This window comes from Enterobacter sp. Li2LvB3 (genome assembly GCF_056156645.1).
Genome location: NZ_JBSICG010000003.1, coordinates 204,234 through 223,936, shown reverse-complemented (window position 1 = coordinate 223,936; position 19,703 = coordinate 204,234). Strand labels below are relative to the sequence as shown.

Sequence of the window (19,703 nt, the reverse complement as noted above, 5' to 3'; positions counted from 1 at the left end):
TTATGCCGGTGAAGTGTCTAATCAACGATCATTTGGTTTGATTGCTGACCAATTCCTCTTTCAGCAATTTAAATGCTTGTTGCACAATTTTATGAATATATACATCTGCCTGTTCACTAAGCGAGCCATACATTAATGAGCGTTTGTGGAACGCAAGATTTTCATGATTTTCAAATTTTTTTCTTTCCCATATTTTAAACATCTTGGTCCGAAAGCGTCTGAACTTAACTAGCTGTACTCTGCAAGGCGATGAGTTTCTGTAAGTTTTTCTTACTCTACGAATACCAGAAAGAATGGTATTTCTGAGAAGTGCGTGTTGGACACCTGACATAATTTCAATAGCTATATAATGTAATGTTGCACTGGCTTCGTTCCAAGATTCGATATCCTCAACTTGAGTGTTTCCAAATCGTTGGAGATCATCATGTTCATTAATGCATTGTAATAACAGGAATCCATATTTATGCATTACTGCATAGCGCCGCAATTTTTCGACCTGCTCTGGTTCGTTCCAGAGTTCAGCAAGTGCAATCTGTTTTACAACTCGTCTTTGAGTTTCCTCAGCAATTCCATTATACTGTTCAATGATCGCGCGGTTTGTATTGCGTAAATTCCCTTCTAATTCATCTACAATTTTTGTAATTTCATCGTTCATGCCGCGTTGGTTTATCATGTTGCGGAGAAAAGGATCGTTCTTTCTTTTTTGAGAAAGAGAACCATAAGCATAGGTTTCAGGCGAAAGGCTTTGTGTATCCACAAACGCATTTTCAACTTCTACTAGAAGACATTCTGGCAACACCAAGTCATTTGGAGAGACTGTGTGTGACTCACGTTTATCTAAAAATAATTCAAGACCTAGTTTAGAAAAAAACTTGGCAACCAGTTCTGAGCAGAATACTCCTCGTGTTCCTTTATCTCTACGAAAAACATCAATTGCCTGCGCTGCCATGTAGGCTAATGAATAATATGATTTTCGTAAGGTCACCGTTTCCAGAAGTCTTGGTGCAGCAGAATAAGTTTTGTAAAAATCATCATTTTGCAAATCAATTGAGGCCTGATGCATCTTGGCTGAGTCGATATTTTCGCACCCGGGATGGCGTAACAAAATCCATTTACTTGGGCTATCCGGAATTTGAAAAACTATTTCTCTTCCTGAAGCATTTCCCGTATGCAGACTCATTGGCATTAGTACGGTAAAACCAACACCGCTGGTATCAGATTCGGCGAGGAAAATGCCTTCAACTTTTTCATCCCCCCCTGGTATCCAGATTGCTGCGTGAGAATATTCGCCCTGAGTTACTGAAACGATCAGTGAGCTAAAGAGAGTGTTGCCTTTAACTAACAGCACATCTCCTGGACGCAGGATTTTTTCCCGTAGTAGGGGTCCCTTGGATTGTAACGATGCAATGTCTATTTTGATTGTGTTCGTAATGTCCATTTTCACCTTAAATAAATTCTCTATCCAATTATTGCTCCTCATTATTTCAAATGGAGTAAGCAGGCCGACCTAAGTGTCGAGTGAAGGAATCTAAATGGTCAAACTTTAGTGCTTTGAGGAACCGACCAATTTAGTGTCTGACATGAGCGCCTGACTCCTTGTTCCGAAAATACCGCTGATAGATATGGTTAGTTCCCCACCAAGTGTCCCGGTGCAGTGTGTAACGATGGCGCTGCTGCATACTCAAATCCCAGTTGCCAGTTACATAGACATAATGATGGTATTTTTTCCACTAGTGACTATTTAACTCTTTGCACAGGATACTTCTCAAACATACGTTTCTGTCAATATCTCTCTAGAAAGGTATCCGATTTAAACTGGACTACGACAGAACAGATATGTCCGCTCTTCGCTCACAGCGGACCTTCAACTTAGATAACTTGCTCACTTCGCGCCTGGAGCAGACGTTGCTAAACTCAACGAGATATATGCAACCTGAATACGGAGCACTTGATGGTCACCACACATGTTTTCATCGCGGTCAGTCTTGATGGTTATATCGCTCGACAGGATGGCGATATCGACTGGCTATTGAAGCGCGATGACCCGACAGAAGATCATGGCTATGCCGCATTCATCGCGGACAAAGATTGGATCATTATGGGGCGAGGCAGCTATGAGAAGGTGCTGACTTTTGACGGATGGCCTTATGATCGACCCGTACTGGTGCTTTCCCGGCAGCTAACCGATACCCCCGTACCCGAGGCGCTGAAGGGTAAAGTGCAGTTTTCATGCCGCACGCCAAGGGAGGCTCTTGCTGAACTGAAGGAGAAGAACGTGCATCGGGTCTATATCGATGGTGGGCAGTTAATACAGTCGTTCCTGCGCGAAGGTCTGGTTGCCGATATCGTTATCACTATCGTTCCTGTCCTGCTTGGTTCGGGAAAACCTCTGTTCGGAGTACTGCCCCATGATATCGATTTGACACTATTATCCAGCCGCAGCTTCCCTTCGGGTCTGGTGCAGTCGCACTATCGGCTGACGTCATAAGCTGAATTAACCCGAAGCCGATTCAGTGGTCTTTGTTCAGTTGAGCCACACAGGGCAGATTGCGGAATTTGTTCTGCCAGGGCATCCCGTACCCTATGAGCAAATCATCATTCTCCATTTCATAAGCGTAATAACAGTGTGCAGGAATGGATACGCGTCCGGGCTTAACGAAAAGGACGGCAACCGAGACTGACTGTGGGTTATATTTTTCGTTAAGATACTCCACAAGCCGTTTCATCGTCCCCCCCGACTCGATCGCGTCATCGATAACAATCACATTTCGTCCTTCAATGCCGATGTTATTATGGAAAACAATCTCCGATGAATTATTACGTTCACCGGGAGTGTGCGGGCAGGAAATATAATCCATCTCAATATCAAATTTCAGTTTTCTGGTTAAATCAGCAGTGAAAAATATACCGCCCGGTATGACGGTAATAATCACAGCATCGCTGAAATCAGAATTAAGCCTGTCGGCAACAATACTGACACCTTCCGCGATTGCGGATTCGTCGAGAATGATCTTTCCGGCATGTGTATGATTCATTTTAGTTACGTTCCTTTATGGAAGATGTCTTAACACCCTGGCCGGCAACCCGCTTATGAAAAATACGGCCAGACCTTGTCGGTTTCTCACAAAGTATCACAATCAAGCACAACACAAAGCAAAAAGTTGCACAATCGAGCAAAATCGAGCTAAGACCCAGAATCAGGCTCTGATGACGATGGCTCATGGTGGCGGTGGGCGTCCCGCATCGCGCGTTCGCGTGAAAAGAATATGATGTTCGATCACGAATGCCGCAGATTGCTTCAAAATAATTACCGTATTTGTTATATTGTTGTTTATTGCTTATTCACCTCTGCGGTGCCAAAAAGAACAAGATTCACCGTAACCCAGGACAGAAAAATGTTAGATTACCGCTTCCCGACAGCTTTGCAGATGGTTCTCAGCGTAGCGATGGCGGAGCAATTGGGTGAACGTTCGACGAGCGCAATTCTGGCCTACGGCCTGGAAGCAAACCCGAGCTTCATCCGCAAATTGATGGTTCCGCTCACGCGTGACGGCATTATCGTCTCAACGCTTGGCCGTAACGGCTCAATTCACCTTGGTCGCCCGCCGGAAGAGATATCCCTGCGCGACATCTACCTTTCGGTCATCGAAGATAAAAAGCTGTGGGCGTCACGCCCTGATGTACCGGCCCGCTGCGTGGTCAGCGCGAACGCCTGCTGGTACTTTAAATCGATTTCTGAAGAAGCTGAGCAGGCGTCGTTAGCGGTCTTAGCCCGCCATACCGTGGCAAGCGCCCTGGAAGCGGTGAAAAGCGCCGATAGCAGCGGATGGGATCAGATCCCCGAGCTTATTGCCCAGTATCAAAAAACGTCTTAACGTTTTATCTGTTGCGAAAAAAAACCGCCTTCACTGTGAAGGCGGTTTTTTATTATCTGCATCGTTCCTACGCAGGCAGAACTTCTCTTTCCACTTTGCCGCGCGTCACGAATTTACGCAGCGTCACGTAAAACACCGGCGTCAGGAACAGACCAAACAGCGTCACGCCCAGCATCCCGGAGAATACGGTGATCCCGGTAACGCCGCGCACTTCTGCCCCCGCGCCGTGGCCAAGGATCAGAGGAATGGTCCCGGCAATAAAGGCGATGGAGGTCATCACAATCGGGCGTAAACGCAAACGGCAGGCCTCCAGCGCAGCTTCCATAATGCCTTTGCCCTGAATTTCCAGCTCGCGGGCAAACTCCACGATAAGAATCGCGTTTTTACACGCCAGCCCCATCAGTACCACCAGCCCCACCTGCACGAACACGTTGTTATCGCCACCGGTCAGCCAGACGCCAAACAGCGCGGACAGCATGGTCATCGGAACGATAAGGATAACCGCCAGCGGCAGCGTCCAGCTCTCGTACAGCGCCGCCAGCACCAGGAACGCCAGCAGCACCGCGACCGGGAAGACGATCAGCGCCGTATTACCCTGCGTGGCCTGCTGGAAACTCAGGTCCGTCCATTCAATATTCATCCCGTTCGGCAGGATTTGTTTAGACATCGCATCCAGCTGCGTCATCGCCTGCGAGGACGAGAGCACGCGCGGGTCGGCATCGCCAATCAGATCCGCCGCCGGGTAGCCATTGTAGCGGATCACCGGATCCGGGCCGTAAGTGGTCGTGATTTTCACCATACTGCCAATCGGCACCATTTCGCCCTGGTTATTTCGGGTGCGTAAATTCGCGATATCTTCCACGCTGTCGCGGAACGGCCCGTCTGCCTGCGCCATCACGCGCCAGGTACGCCCGAACTGGTTGAAGTCATTCACGTACGACGAGCCCAGATAGGTTTGCAGCGTACCAAAGAGATCGGTCAGCGACACGCCCTGCGCTTTCGCCTTATCGCGATCGACCTGTACGTCCAGTTGCGGAACGTTAGCCTGATAGGTTGAGATCGGGAAATGCATTCCCGGCGTCTGCATAATCGCACCGGACATGGTGTTCACCGCGTTTTGCAGCGCGCCATAGCCCAGACCCGCGCGATCCTGGATGTACAGGGAATAACCCGACCCCTGACCCAGCCCTAAAATCGGCGGCGGCAGGATGGAGAAGCCAAAGCCCTCCTGAATTTGCGCAATCTTGGCGTTGATCTCAGCGTTAATTTCCGCCGCAGTATGTTTACGCTGATCGAACGGTTTCAGGCCAAAGAAGACCGTTCCGGTATTCGGCGTGTTGGTGAACTGCAACGCATTCAGCCCCGGAAACGCGACCGCATAGTCCACGCCTTCGGTATTCATCCCTATTTCGCTCATTTTGCGGATCACCGCATCGGTGCGCGCCAGTGATGAACCTTCAGGCATTTTCACGCCGCCAATCAGGTACAGCTTATCCTGCGTCGGAATAAACCCGCCGGGTACCGCTTTAAACATCACGCCCGCCGCACAGAGCAGCAGCAGATACACTGCAAACACCGCGCCGCGTCGGCCCAGTGTTTTACCCACCAGCCCCTGATAGCCGTTCGAGCTGCGGTGGAAAAAGCGGTTAAACGGACGGAAAATCCAGCCGAACAGACGGTCGATAAGTCGGGTCGGAAAATCTTTCGGCGCACCGTGCGGCTTCAACAGCAGTGCCGCCAGCGCCGGAGAGAGTGTCAGCGAGTTAATGGCGGAGATCACCGTTGAAATCGCAATTGTCACCGCAAACTGCTTGTAGAACTGACCGGTAACGCCGGAAAGAAACGCCATTGGCACAAACACCGCGCACAGCACCAGCGCAATCGCGATAATCGGCCCGGACACTTCCCGCATCGCCTGATGCGCCGCCGCAAGCGGAGCAAGCCCCTCTTCAATATTTCGCTCGACGTTTTCTACCACCACGATGGCGTCATCCACCACGATACCGATGGCCAACACCAGCCCGAACAGGCTCAGGGTATTTAGCGAGAAGCCCAGCAGGTAGAGAATACTGAAGGTACCCACCACTGATACTGGCACCGCGATCAGCGGAATGATCGACGCACGCCAGGTTTGCAGGAACAGAATAACCACCAGCACCACCAGCACGACCGCTTCCAGCAGCGTTTGTACGACCGCACGGATGGAGTCGCGGACAAACACCGTCGGATCGTAAGGTGCCGCCCACTTCATATCTGCCGGGAAACGCGTGGACAATTCGTCCATTTTGGCGCGCACCGCGTTAGACAAGTCGATGGCGTTTGCCCCCGGTGACTGGAAGATACCAATCCCGACCGCGTCTTTATTGTTCAGCTGAGAACGCAGCGCATAGCTGCCGGAGCCCATTTCGATACGCGCCACGTCGCGCAGGCGCACGACTGAACCGTCTTGCGCCGTTTTCAGGACAATATTGCCAAACTCTTCTTCAGTATGCAGACGGCCCTGAGCATTAATGGAAATCAGGAAATCGCTCTCTTTCGGCAGCGGCTCGGCGCCAAGCTGCCCGGCAGAAACCTGCACGTTCTGCTCCTGCATCGCCGTGACCACATCCGAGGCGGTCAACCCGCGTGACGCCACCTTGTTTGGGTCCAGCCAGATGCGCATCGCGTATTCGCCGGAGCCGAAAATCTGGATCTGGCCGACACCGGGCAGACGCGCCAGTTCATCCTTCACTTTCAGCGTGGCGTAGTTACGCATATACAGGGAATCGTATTTACCGTTAGGCGAAAACAGATGCACCACAAGCGTCAGCGTCGGCGACTGTTTCTGGGTGGTAATGCCCAGACGCCGCACATCCTCAGGCAGACGTGCCTCGGCCTGCGCGACCCGGTTTTGCACCTGAACCTGCGCCTGATCCGGATCAGTCCCCGGACGGAAGGTTACGGTGGTCACCAGCACGCCGTCCGAGCCCGCGACGGATTTCATGTACATCATGTTCTCAACGCCGTTGATCGCCTCTTCCAGCGGCGTCGCCACGGTTTCAGCAATCACTTTCGGGTTAGCGCCCGGGTACTCCGCGCGCACCTGCACGCTTGGCGGCACGACGTCAGGATATTCGCTTACCGGCAACAGCGGGATGGCGATCAATCCTGTGATAAAAATCAGAATCGACAGGACGGCGGCAAAAATCGGCCTGTCGATGAAAAAACGGGAAAAGTCCATGGGTTGGATTCTCAGGTCAAGGGATCAGTTAAGGGCGGTGCTGGCGGTCATGGCAACGGTTTTCGCGTTAACCGGCATCCCCGGCATAAACACTTTTTGTAAACCATCGACGATGACTTTATCGCCAGGGTTCAGCCCCAGCCGCACGATGCGTAAACCGTCTGCCAGACGCCCCGGCGTAATGTCGCGGCGCTGCGCTTTCCCTTCTTTATCCACGATATAAACGTATTTGCGATCCTGATCGGTCAGTACCGCTTTGTCGTCGATAAGCGTGGCTTTGAATTCCGCGCTACCCGGCAGGCGTACGCGGGCAAAAAGTCCCGGCGTGAACTGCCGCTGCGCGTTATCCAGCAGTGCGCGCATACGGATCGTGCCGGTACTCGGCGTTAACTGATTATCAAGGAAGTCCACTTTACCCTGATGGGGATAGCCCTCCTCGCCCGTCAGGCCAATCTCAACAGGAAGCGCCATGTGATTACTGGATGCCCCCTGCCCGTTGCGGGCCAGATTTTGATAGTGAAGGTAGGTCGACTCGTCCACGTCAAAGTAAACATAAACCGTTTTCTGCGAGACCAGCGTGGTGAGCACGCTGGCGGTGTCGCCCGCAGTGACCAGGTTACCGCTGGTGATCAACGCCCGGCTGGCGCGGCCGTCGATAGGTGCAGTGACTTTGGTGAAATCCAGGTTGAGCTGCGCGGCGTCAACCGCTGCCTGCGCGGCGCGAATATCGGCCTGCGCCTGAGTGGCAGCCGAACGACGCTGCTCCCACTCTTCACGGGAAACCACATTGGTATTGACCAGTTTATCGGTACGGTTAGCCTCACTTTGCGCCAGGCTGGCCTGCGTTTTGGCCCTCGCCAGGTTCGCCTGCGCCTGTTCCAGCGCCGCGCGATAGGTTCGGTCATCAATGGTGAACAGCACCTCGCCCTTCTTCACTTCCTGGCCATCGGTGTAATTCACTTTATCAATGTAGCCGGAAACACGCGGGCGCAGCTGAACGCTCTCCACCGCTTCAATCCGGCCATTAAAACTGTCCCACTGGCTAATGGATTTCACAACCACGTCAGCGGCACTGACGGCGGGCGCAGGTGGCGCGGCGTTTTGCGCGACGCTGTTATCACATCCGACGAGCAGCACGGAGAGCAACATCACTCCCAACGCGCTCGGATAAACGTTACCCCAGGTTTTTTGCAGGCTCATTATTTTTATTCCGGTATTAGTAGCAGCCGGGCAAGACGCAGCAGGAGACACCGCGCCACTTCCTTTGTCCGGTAGCTGGCTTAAGGCCATTTGTGTCGTTCATCGCCACAAAACTGTAACAGTCGCAAATACACTATTCGCGGCGATTGTAGGAAGGCGCTTAACTAAGTGCAAGAATAATTGTTGCACTTTATGTGCTATTTGATCCAATGTGAAAAGACCCGTTTCGGTTCAGACTGTAAATGCAACAATAAAACTTGCAATTAATACAAAAACGCACCACTCTTTAATGCAACAAACAAAGATACCTTTAGATATACTGCGTGGGGTAACCAGATGAACACTGGCGCATTTATGCATGATTTACTTGACTGGATCGACAACAACCTGGATAGCCGTCTGGACATTGAGTCCGTCGCCAGGCGATCCGGCTACTCAAAATGGCACCTCCAGCGCCTGTTCAAAGAACATACGGGGTATCCCCTCGCCGGGTATATTCGCGCGCAAAAGCTGCAAAAATCAGTTGAGCGCTTAACCCGCAGCGATGAACCCATTCTGAACGTGGCGATTGCGCTGGGCTTTGACTCCCAGCAGTCCTTCAACCGCAGTTTTAAGCGCCAGTATGGTCAGGCACCTGGGGCATGGCGGCGCAGTATAGGTAGCCCGGAAGCGCAACAGCTACGCCAGTAATCCAGGTCGTGCCGGGTAATTTACTCAGGAAAATCACTCGCAATCGGCCGAAATGCCCTTTCGGATGCTGGCGATAAAATTGTCACGGATGACATCCTCCTTGCTTGCGTCCCAGGCGATGCCCACCTTCCAGCTTATTGACTCCCCCGTTAACGGAATAATGACCAGTTCCGGCGGTGCGATATGCGTAACGCTGGTGGGCAGAATGGCAACACCGATACCCGCAATCACCATCGCGACAATAGTTTGGATATCGTCAGTCAGTTGAGTCGATGAGATGAAAAGACCGTTGTCGTGCAGAAAGCGGTCGATCTGCGTATTTAAACCCCGGCCTCGCTCATCATGAAGGCGTAACAGGGGACGTTTCATTAGCCACTCAGCAGCAGACATAGTCGGCGACGTTGCGGGCGCAACCAGAACCAGCCTATCGGTAAATAACGGCAGGTATTCAAGCGCCACGGGGGGAGGAACCCTGACAAAACCGACCTGAAGCTCATCATTTTGCAAAAGCTCGTACTGCTGGAATGAGGGAAGATCCGTCAATGACATCTCTACTCCCGGATAGTCCCGGCGAAAGTCAGCGATACAGCGTGGCGCCAGATAAAAGCTTGAGAGACCGAACCCAACGGCGATATGCCCCTCCACGCCTTTTGATACCCGCTCAGCATGTTGCATAAATAACTGGGTTTGCCTGACCACTTTTTCAGCCTCTGGCAGCAAATGCCTGCCGCAGGCCGTAAGTATTGCGCCGTGACGACCTCGTGAAAAAAGAGACATATTCACCTGGGATTCAAGGAGATTAATCTGTTTTGTCAATGCCGGTTGAGAGATAAACAGCGCCCGCGCCGCATCGGCATAATTTCCTTTTTCAGCAAGTATCAAAAAGGCTTTGAGTAAACGGATGTTCAATTTTACATTCCAGTTGGTTATCGGAATTAGAAATTATTTGATTATACAGTTATTGGTAATCGTTATGTAATTCAGTTTCGATGACAACTGGAGACGCATCATGAACGAACTTCAATCTTTAAAGGCGGCAACCGTACAGTTTCAGCACCAGGCCAATAACAAAAAATACAACCTGCTGATAATGGAGAAATTTATTGAACAGGCGGCGCTTGAGCAGGTGAAAATTCTCACGTTCCCTGAAATGTGTATCACCGGGTATTGGCACGTCCCCAAGCTCACCGCAACTGAGGTGTCTGCTCTGGCAGAGCCGATTGCTGATAGCCCTTCCCTGACATTAATTCGCTCTCTGGCGATAAAACATCAAATGCTTATCGGTGCCGGTCTTATTGAAAGAGCCGACGATGGCCGCCTTTACAATGCGTATGTTGCCTGTATGCCGGACGGTTCAATGCATACGCATCGTAAACTTCATGCTTTTGAACATCCGGCCATCAGCAGCGGGGACAGTTTTACCGTTTTTGATACGCCCTGGGGAGTGAAAGTCGGTATCCTGATTTGCTGGGACAACAATTTGGTCGAAAATGTGCGCGCGACGGCGTTGCTGGGCGCAGATATTCTTCTCGCGCCACATCAAACAGGCGGTACCGATTCCCGCAGCCCTCATGCGATGAAGCGTATTCCGCTGGCGCTCTGGGAAGAGCGGGAAACGCGTAAGGAAGAAATTACTGCTGCATTCAAAGGGGCAAGCGGTCGGGAATGGCTAATGCGCTGGCTACCTGCCCGTGCACATGACAACGGATTATTTCTTCTCTTCAGCAACGGTGTCGGTGCAGATGATGACGAAGTGCGTACAGGGAATGCAATGATCCTCGATCCTTATGGAAGGATTATTGATGAAACCTGGGCGGCTGAAGATGCTATGGTGAGCGCTGAACTGGATTTAAGCCTGCTTGCAATGAGCACCGGACGCCGCTGGATCCACGGTCGCCGTCCTGATTTATACCAGATACTGACACAGCCTCAGGGCTATGAACGTGATGCGATCAGTGCACGATTTTCGAATGAGCCCCCTGCCCGTTAAAAATGTAAGCACTTTTTAGCTGCAACTTAAATCTGGAATCGATATACTGTACATAACTACAGTGTGAGGTACGCATAATGGCTGTTGAAACAAAATTTGTTGTCGTAAGAAAAGGTGAAGAGAAAATGACATTTGCCAGTAAGAAAGAGGCTGACGCTTACGACAAACTGCTCGATATGGCAGACGCGTTCACCGACTGGCTGTTGCAAAGCGGAATGCAGATGGATGAAACGCAGGCTGAAAATCTTGGCCTGTATCTCGCCGAGCAGAAAGAGACCGTGCAGCATATTCTGCGTACCAGCAAGCTTCCCGATCTCAATGTCCCTGTTGAAACGGATAAAACAGAATCCGATGCGGCAGACACGAAAAAAATCAAAGCCGTGAAAGCGGCCTGATTGTCAGAGAAATTGGCACCGTTCCTCCAGCCGTAAGCAGGCAGTTGCTTACGGCTTTTTCAGTTGTCTGAAGGGATCAGCAACGAGGAGAGAGGAAACTGTCTTGCTTATATTTGTCCCAGATAATCGCTTTCTGTTCCGGCGTGTAGTTAATACGCGTTCTTCGTTTCATGGCGACGTCCCCCTTCAATTAAGGATAGCGTTGCATCGACCCGTTGAACTCGCAGCCAAAAACGGACGTGACTAACATCATGCTGAAGTAATCTCATCAGAGCAGACAAGCCCACTTTTTTCCTCCTGGAGTACTGGGCCTGGGCATGTATTAGTCATTAGCGCTGACCAGCCAGTTCATGACAAAGCGCACCGATCTGTTCCACTGCATTTAGCAACCTGGGCGAGGGTTCATTCGCACAATTTAGCCGCAGGAAGTTCTGAAATTCCGCCCCCGGGGAAAACAGAAGGCCAGGACTGACACCAATGCCCAGCGCCAGCGCGCGACGGTGTACCACCAATGCATTCAGTGGATGCGGAAGTTCTATCCACAACAAGAAACCGGCTGTCGGCACGGCAATACGAGTGCCAGGAGGGAAGCTTGCTTTGACCCGAGCGATGACGGCTTGTACCCCCTCAGTGACCCGAAGCTTCAGGCGCCGCAGATGACGCTCGTAGTCTCCACTTGCCAGTATATCGCTCGCAGCTGCTTCAAGCAGCGGTGCGCCTGCCCAATCCCCGGCCATGCGAGCCTGCAATACCTGCGTGTGGTAGCGTCCTGCCGCAACCCAACCGATTCTCCAGCCCGGTGCAAGGGTTTTGGATAATGAACTGCAGTAAATCACACTCCCACTCTGGTCGAACGCCTTACAGGCCGGAGGACGCTGCCCCTCACCTGCCAAGTCACCATACACATCGTCCTCAATTAAAGGGATGCCTGCACGTTCAATCAGAGCAACAAGTTCCTGCTTGCGAGTGACGGGCATACTGGCACCGAGTGGGTTTTGCACAGTGGGCGAGGCTAGTACGGCTGCGGGACGGTGGCGCTGAATAGCTTCATCCAGAGATGCCAGTAACAGACCTTCAGCGGGATCCGTGGGGATTTGCAATGCCTTGAGGCCTAAGTCCTCCAGCAGCAGGAGCGTACCGAAGTAGGCGGGTTGCTCAATTGCCACTACATCACCTGGCTGACATACAGCTCGCAGAGCCAGACGCAGTGCCTGCGTCGCTCCAGCCGTGATGACGAGATCTTCCGGACCAAAATGGGCCCCCCACTGTGCAGCGCGTACGGCTATATTTCTACGCAGGTCTGCCCTTCCCGGCGGTAGGCTGTAGCTCTGCCCGTGTGCTTCCAGGCGACGGCTTGCAGTCTGTAGCGCCCGCTGTAGCGTATCTGTTGGCAGCCATATTGGATCGGGCAGCGCTGCTCCAAGTGGTACCAGACGGGCTTCTGCGCTACTGAATATTGAACGGGCTACTGCCGACATGGTCACGGGGACTGGGCCAGGTAAATGATGGGAAGACTGCATGTTCTGAGGTGTGTTTATCTGGCAAACGAAGTAGCCCGAACGCGGACGCGCAACGATCAGGCCTTCGGCCTCAAGACAACGGAGTGCTTCCAGAGCCGTCGGGAGGCTAACTTGCTCGCGTTCGGCCAGTTTGCGCGCGGAGATCATCCTGTCTCCGACTCGCAATACACCTGATGCAAGGGTAAAGCGCAGCATTTCAGCAATGCGGCGGTAATGTGGGGACAACAGACGTGGGACGGACATAGCGAACTGTATAGTCTGATTTTCGATAGATCTGACTATACAGACAATGATGTGGCCCTTCTATAGTGGTGCCGAACCCAATCAAGGAGGCATTATGCATAGCGACAACTTCGACCTTTCTACTTATTTCCGTCGTATAAACTACACTGGGCATGCAGCCGCTGATACCGCTACGCTGCACGCGCTCATGCGTCATCAACTCTTTTCGGTGCCCTTCGAGAATCTGGATGTACAAGCTGGCAAAGTCGTCTCCCTGGTACCCGAAGACATTGCAGACAAACTGCTACAACGAGGTCGTGGTGGATACTGCTATGAGGTCAATGGGCTATTTGCCATGGCGTTGGGCGCTTTAGGTATTCCCTACCGTTTCGTTGCAGCTCGTCCGATGTTCTACCCGGCACTCCGACCGAAAACGCATATGGTATTAATTGCTGAGGTCGATGACCGCCTGTGGCTTTGCGATCTAGGATTTGGCAGCTATGGTATTCGCGCACCGATCGCCATCGACATGCCAGACACCGATATCGAACAGGATTTCGACACTTTCCGACTTATCCGTGATGTTAATAGCGAGTACCTGCTACAAGCGAAGGTGGAAGGCGAATGGGCCAATCAATACAGTTTTAATCTGTCACCCCAGGAATGGATTGATTTCATCCCGGCCAATTACCTCAACTCCACCCATCCTGATGCCATCTTTGTGCAGAAGTTACTGATCGTGCAGCACAGCTCCGAGGGTCGCCAGATTTTGCTGGGTAATGTGTTGAAGACGATCACTGCAGATGGCGTAGAAAAGCAGCAACTGACGGAGGACGATATCGCCTATGTACTGAAAAAACGCTTTGCTCTTCCTGTACCGCAATAAATGGTGAAGACAGTTTAATCCCGGGCACAGCCTTCCCTCTTTTTATCCTGATGAAAATATACAGAGGGCTGGCTGGCATATCTATCGCAGACTACTGGCGAAGCCAGGGTGTTATCGTCCGTCCGGTGAGCAGCCTTTCAGTACTGAGCATACGAGTGACTGTGTGTACCCATGGCTCTGTGCGGCTAGCCATTAACAGGCGATAACCCTTCTCGCTCAATATCCGCAGTTCGCTCAAAGCAGGCCTTGCTGTTTTCACACATGTCCGCAAAAAACCACGTTCAAAAGAGTAACCACTGAGGGATGTTTAGATGACTTTTCGGGTGAACTGTTGCTCAGTAATGGTACTGCCCCACTGATCGCCTTCCCATTCTTTCGACAATTCAAATCCGAATGATTCGTACAATCGCCTTGCCGCTGTAAGTTTATTAAACGTCCATAATTGTACTGAAGAGAACTTTTGCTCATCGCAAAATTTCATCGCCTCGGCAATGAGTTTTCTGCCCACCCCGCTGCCACGACATCCGTCGTCAAGGATGAACCAGCGCAGATGTGCCTCATTATCTCCCAGGTCTTCCCCGTCAATTGCAACTGAGCCGACTATGCGATCGTTCACCATTGCCAGCCATATCTGATTACAGGGCTTTTCCAGGCGGTCAGAAAAATCAACAAGACCTGAGGCAACCTTCCTTTCAAAAAAAGAACCGAAGTGATGCTCTCTGGCGTAATAGCGGCCATGCATTTCAGTAATTCGGCCAATCATACCGGCATGATAACCCGTGACTATTTCGACGCTGTTTCGCAGTTTGCATTCGCTGTTTTCGCGGCTTGCTTTCAGCGCGCTGGCATATGAAGAAAGGCCCTGTGACACAGCGTGCTGGGTAAAGTGATCCAATTTCCCGAGTGCCGCTGCGACCTGTTCGTCAGCGTAAGTATTAATGTTCCGCACGGTCTCTCTGCCCTTCCCGGTGAGGCTTAGCAGCTTCGTCCTCGCATCTTCAGTGGACGGGTTTTCTTCGAGTTCTCCGGCTTTGACAAGTTTAGCAAGCATCCGGCTGACGCTGGATTTTTCTAACCCTAAAATCTGAACCAATTGAGCGGCAGTCATTGACCCGTGCGCGTCAACCTCAAGCATGGAGTGAACGGCTGAAGGCGGATAGTCCGTTGTCGCCAGGTTTTGGTTCATGAACCCCAGCTCTCGCACCATTAAGCGTGATGCCGCACGTATAGTTTGTATGTTCTTCAGTTCAGAAATCATCAGTATTACCCTGCATAGATGGTTGTACAATACAACCATCTATGCAGTGAATGTGTCAATCACTTCATGTCTGCTTCATGCCAGGTGCGGTCTTTGGTGTCAGCCCGCCAGTTCTGGCATTTGCGCCATCACAAACGCTAAAACTTTTTCCGCATCGAGTGAGGCATAGGGAAGACTTTCAATCACAGCAATAGAACGGGAGTCGCCAACAATTCTTTCAATCTCCTCGGCCTTATACTGAATATGCGGGGCAATGAGAAATGCGTCGAAAGCGGGAGCCACGCTCGCAAAATTATCCAGACCTACCGCCCCTACAATAAGAGGATGCCCCTTGTGTTCCGCCAGTAACTGCATCTTTTTGGCGAGAGAATTTGCTGTGTTTCCAAACAAACAACATATCAGTAGCTTTTTCATCTTTTTACCTCCTGAGAATTATGCTCAGGATATGACTCGCCATGTTCATAAAATGAGCACCACCTCATATTTGTGTGAAGGACCCATAATTATATTGATGAACTTTATGGCAAAGATGACGGGCCATATTGGTGAACGACAAGATTGGGTTATCTCTTTTAAGTCACAGATTGTCTGCTTGTTTAGCGATTGTGGTTAATGGCCAATGGTGCCGCCAGTATTAGTGCGGTCATCCAGCCAGGTACCCAGTTCGCTCCCGCGCGTACCCGTGATTGAGTATTGTGCCAGGTCGACACTGAACAGCAGTACGCCATTAATCACGCGCGGGCGCTCTGCCAGATGACCGTCATAACGAACCTCGTGCGGCTCCACGACAATCACCCGATTACCGAGACGCTGGCCGTTTGCGGCAAACACTGAGTAAGTGCCTTTGAATTTGGTGAAGTCCTGGCTTTTCTTCTCCGCTGCAGCATTCTGGGCCGGGGTTTTGTGGATATCGCAGGTAGATCCGGCGTTCATTTCATTACAACCGGAGCGCTCCAGCTGCTCGCGGTATTTGGCACTGATGGCGTGAGCCGGGGCTGCGGCGACGGTCGCCAGCGTGAGTGCAATCATCAATTTTTTCATGGTCAGTCCTTAGCGGTTAGCTTCTTTTTCAATAGCGATAATTTGAGAGCGTGCGGGTTTCACAAAACTGTTTCAGCAGCGTGTTCAGCGTGTTTTCCTATAGTGCTAACATCAGTTTTTTCATGGAGCGAATTCTTATCGTTGTGCTTCTGCTTTTACCCGCTCAAACTCCTGATGGAGTTCGGCACTGCTTTTTTTATAAAAGGCGTGGACTTCCGGGGATTGTGCTTCCCATAAAGCGGTGGCTTTGCGGTTGTAATTGGTTGCGCAAGTCGCGTAATCAGCGCGTGCTGCGGCTTCAACTTCCCGGCGCTCAGCACCTTCAAGAGGTGTAAAGCCATAAAGACGGCTGTGATACTTCTCTGTAACCAGGTAGTTACAGCGCAGGAGTGCTTTGTTATAGAACGAGCGAGTGGCGCGAAACTGAGAGAGTTCATCGCCCAGGGTGTCGTGTTGCTTAACAGCACAGCCGATCAGAGTTAATGCCAACAGTACGGAAATAATATAGCGTTTCATTTCTCTTCCTTAAAAAGGGCAGCTTTCGCTGCCCGTTGGTATCACTTTTTGCCGTCACCGTAGCGTCGCGCGTTGTCGTACAGGTTTACGCACATCGTTACCAGCCTACAGCCATACCAGCGCCAGCGCCGACGTTGCCCTGGGTGTCCCAGCTCAGACCGGATTTAAGGGTAACGGAGGTAGACAGCCGAGTGCTGATACCAGCGGCGATAGCATTCTCGCCGTTGAACGTGCCGACACCCATACCAAAGTTGCCGGTCTGGTCAGCCTGAACCTGCGGGATCTGGGTCAGTGCGACAGCACCTGCCACACCCGCTCGGAACTCATTACGGTCTTTGTTCTGCTGGTTTTGCAGCTTGTTAAAGTTGGTCTTGTTGTTGGCTTCCAGGTCGGTAATACGCGATTCATGGTTCGCCAGCTCTTTGCTGTTCGCGGCTACCTTCTGGTTGGTTTTGTCCTGCTCCAGTTTCTGTTGGTGGATACGCGCATCGGTATCTGCAAAGCGCTGGTCTACCACTGCGGAGCGCTGCTGGTAAACGGTGGTGTCAACCTTCTGCTTAACTTCGGTTTGCAGGGTGGTGAAGTCCTGTACCTGTTTGGTCAGAGCCTTGTTGTTCTGTACAGCCAGACGGCCAACAGACAACTCCCCTTGAGCCAGCGTCTGTACATGATCCTCATGCAGCTTGATAGCAGTTGCGTTTTTCTGTACGCCATCTCTGTTGGTAGCAACGCCTTTGCTGTTAGCGGCAACACCTTGTTCGTTGGCGTTAGCTTTCAGCACGGTAGCTGCGATCTCAGCTTCGTTTTGGCTGATGATGGCCTTATTGGCTTTAGTGGCGTCCTCGTTGGTTTTGATGCCGTCTTTAAGCTGGTTGACTACCGTCGGATCCACATCTTTACCCGCTGCACCAGTATCGCCTTTGTCGCCTTTAGGACCCTGAGCACCGTCTTTACCATCGGCACCGTTCAGGCCGTCTTTACCGTCGCGACCAGCCGCACCAGTTGCCCCGGTATCGCCTTTGTCACCCTTCTGACCAGCTGCACCTGTTACGCCCTGCTGACCCTGGATGCCCTGATCACCGCGATCACCTTTGTCGCCTTTCGCGCCAGCGTCGCCTTTGTCACCCTTCTGACCAGCCGCACCTGTTGCGCCCTGCTGACCCTGGATGCCCTGATCACCGCGATCACCTTTGTCGCCTTTGTCGCCTTTCTGACCTTGCGCGCCATCTTTCCCGTCAGCACCGTTAGCGCCATTCACACCGTCTTTGCCGTCCTGCGGCTTAGGTGCGGTTTCCAGGGTGTGAATGCGGTTTTCGTGGTCATCAACGCGGTCAGAAAGCGCTTGCTCAGCAACAGTAGCGCGGTTGAACTCTTTCACAGCTGCAACAGCTGCTTTGTTGATTTCGCCGTCCTGCTTGCCGTCAACTGCTGCCTGAGCTGCTTTCTGCTTGTTGAAACGGATGTCCTGGTCGTCATCGCGCGTTACCTGCGCGGTTTTCGCTGCGGCAGCATTAGATTCAACGGTATCGAGACGATTACCCAAATCTGCTTCGTTCTTAATGCGGCTAACCTGGGCGCCGTTGAACTGCGTTCTCAACGATGCCAGATCGGTTTTGTCTGCTTTCTCATCGAGTGCGGTCTGTACTGTTGGATCGATAGCTGGTGCAGCCGGAATCGCGGCAGCGGCGGCAGGCGCTGCCGCTGGCTTAGCCAGCACAACAGCAGCCCCCTGGAAGATAGCCGCACTCTGTGCATCATCCTCCTGTGAGCCAGTCGCCTGACGCGCTTCGTAGTGACTTTCCTGTTCCAGCTTGATAGCCATCAGTTTAGCAACGTGATCCTGTGCTTTCTGTGCAACGTCTTTACCAGCGAACAGCGGGTTATGCGCCAGCTTCTCCTCGTGGATAAGAGTGTCCGGGTTATGCACGTCAGTCATGTTGTAGCGAACAGCGTGAGCCAGGCCTTCGTTAGGGATTGGATCTGGGGTGAACTGTGCTTTAGTCGGCTGCGGGTGCAGGGTGGGCGCTGCTGCAACAGGTTTATCCGGGGTCTGCTGGATAACAGACGGGGTGGCATGGTCTGGGGTCAGTGTAGGAATAAGCTGCTTCGCGTATTCTGGCGTTTCGCCCTGTTTAGCCGGAATAGCGCGGTTCGGCTGTGGATTCAGCTCAGGAGCTTTTGCCCGCGCAGGAATCTGCTGCTGTACGGTTGGGATCAGCTGCGGTTGTGCAGTCGGTACAGCCTGCTTAACAGGGGTCTGCTGCTGAACGGTCGGAATCAGGTGAGGCTGAGCGACAGGGGCTGCTGGTTTAACAGGGGTCTGCTGCACTTGCGCAACAGGGGTTTTAACTGGTGCTGCCTGCGGAGCCAACAGCTCAGGGTGAGAGTATGGCGCTTCCAGCTGAGGTACTTTAATGACCGGGGTCGCAGGAGTCTGCTGATTGCGTGTCAGCCAGTGTGCCTCCTGCTCTGCTTTCGCATCGTAGATGTGAGTCATCAGCTCTTGCGCTTTCTGGCCGACCTCTTTACCCGCGAACAGCGGGTTATGCGCCAGCTTGTGAGCGTCGATCAGGGTGTCAGGGTTATGAACGTCGGTCATGTTGAAACGAACGGCGTGTTGATAGCCTTCACCGATGGTACGCGCCTCTTCCTGGGTGGCAGCGCCAGCCTGGGATGTGATGGTGGTCAATACTACCGTTGCAAGTAACGTTTTTTTCACTTTAAGCCTGTTATAATTGAGTTGATTGGTGTTTGCGATAACCCATCTAGTTTGGCGACGAGGGGGTTATTGCTTTACTTTATCTACGGCGAGGGAAACCTCGCCGTACTTCACTCTGAGTAACTCGAGCGCCTCTCCGACAATTTCCTGCCGTGATTTCCGGTGCTGGAA

17 protein-coding genes and 1 pseudogene are annotated in these 19,703 nt (G+C 52.0%); 6 read left to right on the top strand and 12 right to left on the bottom strand.

Annotation, left to right across the window (positions count from 1 at the left end):
• Positions 1–28: 28 nt before the first annotated feature.
• Complete coding sequence (locus tag ACS603_RS04065; RefSeq protein ID WP_474943798.1) at positions 29–1,438, bottom strand: hypothetical protein; 1,410 nt, start codon at positions 1,436–1,438, stop codon at positions 29–31.
• 513 nt (positions 1,439–1,951) lie between these two features.
• Here ACS603_RS04065 and ACS603_RS04060 point away from each other — a divergent pair.
• On the top strand, positions 1,952–2,488 hold the full coding sequence (locus tag ACS603_RS04060) for a dihydrofolate reductase family protein (protein WP_474943797.1): 537 nt from the start codon (positions 1,952–1,954) through the stop codon (positions 2,486–2,488).
• Positions 2,489–2,510: 22 nt separating this feature from the next.
• On the opposite strand, the gene ACS603_RS04055 is transcribed toward ACS603_RS04060, so the two are convergent.
• A complete protein-coding gene (locus ACS603_RS04055) occupies positions 2,511–3,035 on the bottom strand; it encodes a phosphoribosyltransferase (protein ID WP_315688466.1) in 525 nt (174 codons plus the stop codon).
• A gap of 360 nt (positions 3,036–3,395) precedes the next feature.
• On the opposite strand from ACS603_RS04055, the gene oqxR reads away from it, so the two are divergent.
• Positions 3,396–3,875 carry an efflux pump transcriptional repressor OqxR gene (oqxR, locus tag ACS603_RS04050; RefSeq protein ID WP_182060871.1) on the top strand — a complete coding sequence of 160 codons (480 nt, stop codon included), beginning with the start codon at positions 3,396–3,398 and terminating at the stop codon, positions 3,873–3,875.
• Positions 3,876–3,942: 67 nt separating this feature from the next.
• On the opposite strand, the gene oqxB is transcribed toward oqxR, so the two are convergent.
• Together oqxB and oqxA are read right to left on the bottom strand one after the other, a co-directional pair.
• Positions 3,943–7,095, bottom strand: a complete 3,153-nt coding sequence (oqxB, locus tag ACS603_RS04045) for a multidrug efflux RND transporter permease subunit OqxB (RefSeq protein ID WP_182060870.1) — start codon at positions 7,093–7,095, stop codon at positions 3,943–3,945.
• Between the two features lie 24 nt (positions 7,096–7,119).
• The gene (gene oqxA / locus ACS603_RS04040; RefSeq protein WP_182060869.1) at positions 7,120–8,295 is read right to left on the bottom strand and encodes a multidrug efflux RND transporter periplasmic adaptor subunit OqxA; all 1,176 of its coding nucleotides are present in this window, start codon (positions 8,293–8,295) and stop codon (positions 7,120–7,122) included.
• A gap of 336 nt (positions 8,296–8,631) precedes the next feature.
• On the opposite strand from oqxA, the gene ACS603_RS04035 reads away from it, so the two are divergent.
• Positions 8,632–8,985 carry a helix-turn-helix domain-containing protein gene (locus ACS603_RS04035; protein WP_182060868.1) on the top strand — a complete coding sequence of 118 codons (354 nt, stop codon included), beginning with the start codon at positions 8,632–8,634 and terminating at the stop codon, positions 8,983–8,985.
• Between the two features lie 33 nt (positions 8,986–9,018).
• On the opposite strand, the gene ACS603_RS04030 is transcribed toward ACS603_RS04035, so the two are convergent.
• Positions 9,019–9,894, bottom strand: coding sequence for a LysR family transcriptional regulator (locus ACS603_RS04030; RefSeq protein WP_474943796.1), 876 nt, complete (start codon positions 9,892–9,894; stop codon positions 9,019–9,021).
• A 100-nt stretch (positions 9,895–9,994) separates the two neighbouring features.
• On the opposite strand from ACS603_RS04030, the gene ACS603_RS04025 reads away from it, so the two are divergent.
• Positions 9,995–10,975, top strand: coding sequence for a nitrilase family protein (locus ACS603_RS04025; protein ID WP_315688464.1), 981 nt, complete (start codon positions 9,995–9,997; stop codon positions 10,973–10,975).
• 77 nt (positions 10,976–11,052) lie between these two features.
• On the top strand, positions 11,053–11,370 hold the full coding sequence (locus tag ACS603_RS04020; protein ID WP_182060865.1) for a YebG family protein: 318 nt from the start codon (positions 11,053–11,055) through the stop codon (positions 11,368–11,370).
• Positions 11,371–11,699: 329 nt separating this feature from the next.
• Here the strand turns inward: ACS603_RS04020 and ACS603_RS04015 are convergent, their stop codons facing one another.
• Entirely contained in the window at positions 11,700–13,133 is a 1,434-nt protein-coding gene (locus ACS603_RS04015) for an aminotransferase-like domain-containing protein (RefSeq protein WP_315688463.1), read from the bottom strand.
• A 94-nt stretch (positions 13,134–13,227) separates the two neighbouring features.
• On the opposite strand from ACS603_RS04015, the gene ACS603_RS04010 reads away from it, so the two are divergent.
• Positions 13,228–13,998, top strand: a complete 771-nt coding sequence (locus tag ACS603_RS04010; RefSeq protein ID WP_474943795.1) for an arylamine N-acetyltransferase family protein — start codon at positions 13,228–13,230, stop codon at positions 13,996–13,998.
• A 91-nt stretch (positions 13,999–14,089) separates the two neighbouring features.
• Here ACS603_RS04010 and ACS603_RS04005 read toward each other — a convergent pair.
• From ACS603_RS04005 to ACS603_RS03980, 6 genes and pseudogenes are all read right to left on the bottom strand, one after another.
• Positions 14,090–14,224: pseudogene (locus tag ACS603_RS04005) on the bottom strand (glyoxalase); the annotation flags it as partial.
• 81 nt (positions 14,225–14,305) lie between these two features.
• Complete coding sequence (locus tag ACS603_RS04000; protein WP_474943794.1) at positions 14,306–15,256, bottom strand: bifunctional helix-turn-helix transcriptional regulator/GNAT family N-acetyltransferase; 951 nt, start codon at positions 15,254–15,256, stop codon at positions 14,306–14,308.
• Positions 15,257–15,355: 99 nt separating this feature from the next.
• Positions 15,356–15,670, bottom strand: a complete 315-nt coding sequence (locus ACS603_RS03995) for a PTS sugar transporter subunit IIB (protein WP_315688462.1) — start codon at positions 15,668–15,670, stop codon at positions 15,356–15,358.
• A 195-nt stretch (positions 15,671–15,865) separates the two neighbouring features.
• On the bottom strand, positions 15,866–16,297 hold the full coding sequence (locus tag ACS603_RS03990; protein ID WP_315688461.1) for a hypothetical protein: 432 nt from the start codon (positions 16,295–16,297) through the stop codon (positions 15,866–15,868).
• Between the two features lie 135 nt (positions 16,298–16,432).
• Positions 16,433–16,813 (bottom strand): hypothetical protein, encoded by a 381-nt coding sequence (locus ACS603_RS03985; RefSeq protein ID WP_315688460.1) that lies wholly within the window; start codon positions 16,811–16,813, stop codon positions 16,433–16,435.
• A 97-nt stretch (positions 16,814–16,910) separates the two neighbouring features.
• Positions 16,911–19,532, bottom strand: coding sequence for a YadA-like family protein (locus ACS603_RS03980; protein ID WP_474943793.1), 2,622 nt, complete (start codon positions 19,530–19,532; stop codon positions 16,911–16,913).
• Positions 19,533–19,703 lie beyond the last annotated feature (171 nt).

Bases quoted from the DNA above. Each gene is read 5' to 3' on its own strand.
- ACS603_RS04065 (WP_474943798.1), bottom strand. From the start codon at position 1,438: ATGGACATTACGAACACAATCAAAATAGACATTGCATCGTTACAATCC.
- ACS603_RS04060 (WP_474943797.1), top strand. From the start codon at position 1,952: ATGGTCACCACACATGTTTTCATCGCGGTCAGTCTTGATGGTTATATC.
- ACS603_RS04055 (WP_315688466.1), bottom strand. From the start codon at position 3,035: ATGAATCATACACATGCCGGAAAGATCATTCTCGACGAATCCGCAATC.
- oqxR (WP_182060871.1), top strand. From the start codon at position 3,396: ATGTTAGATTACCGCTTCCCGACAGCTTTGCAGATGGTTCTCAGCGTA.
- oqxB (WP_182060870.1), bottom strand. From the start codon at position 7,095: ATGGACTTTTCCCGTTTTTTCATCGACAGGCCGATTTTTGCCGCCGTC.
- oqxA (WP_182060869.1), bottom strand. From the start codon at position 8,295: ATGAGCCTGCAAAAAACCTGGGGTAACGTTTATCCGAGCGCGTTGGGA.
- ACS603_RS04035 (WP_182060868.1), top strand. From the start codon at position 8,632: ATGAACACTGGCGCATTTATGCATGATTTACTTGACTGGATCGACAAC.
- ACS603_RS04025 (WP_315688464.1), top strand. From the start codon at position 9,995: ATGAACGAACTTCAATCTTTAAAGGCGGCAACCGTACAGTTTCAGCAC.
- ACS603_RS04020 (WP_182060865.1), top strand. From the start codon at position 11,053: ATGGCTGTTGAAACAAAATTTGTTGTCGTAAGAAAAGGTGAAGAGAAA.
- ACS603_RS04015 (WP_315688463.1), bottom strand. From the start codon at position 13,133: ATGTCCGTCCCACGTCTGTTGTCCCCACATTACCGCCGCATTGCTGAA.
- ACS603_RS04010 (WP_474943795.1), top strand. From the start codon at position 13,228: ATGCATAGCGACAACTTCGACCTTTCTACTTATTTCCGTCGTATAAAC.
- ACS603_RS04000 (WP_474943794.1), bottom strand. From the start codon at position 15,256: ATGATTTCTGAACTGAAGAACATACAAACTATACGTGCGGCATCACGC.
- ACS603_RS03995 (WP_315688462.1), bottom strand. From the start codon at position 15,670: ATGAAAAAGCTACTGATATGTTGTTTGTTTGGAAACACAGCAAATTCT.
- ACS603_RS03990 (WP_315688461.1), bottom strand. From the start codon at position 16,297: ATGAAAAAATTGATGATTGCACTCACGCTGGCGACCGTCGCCGCAGCC.
- ACS603_RS03985 (WP_315688460.1), bottom strand. From the start codon at position 16,813: ATGAAACGCTATATTATTTCCGTACTGTTGGCATTAACTCTGATCGGC.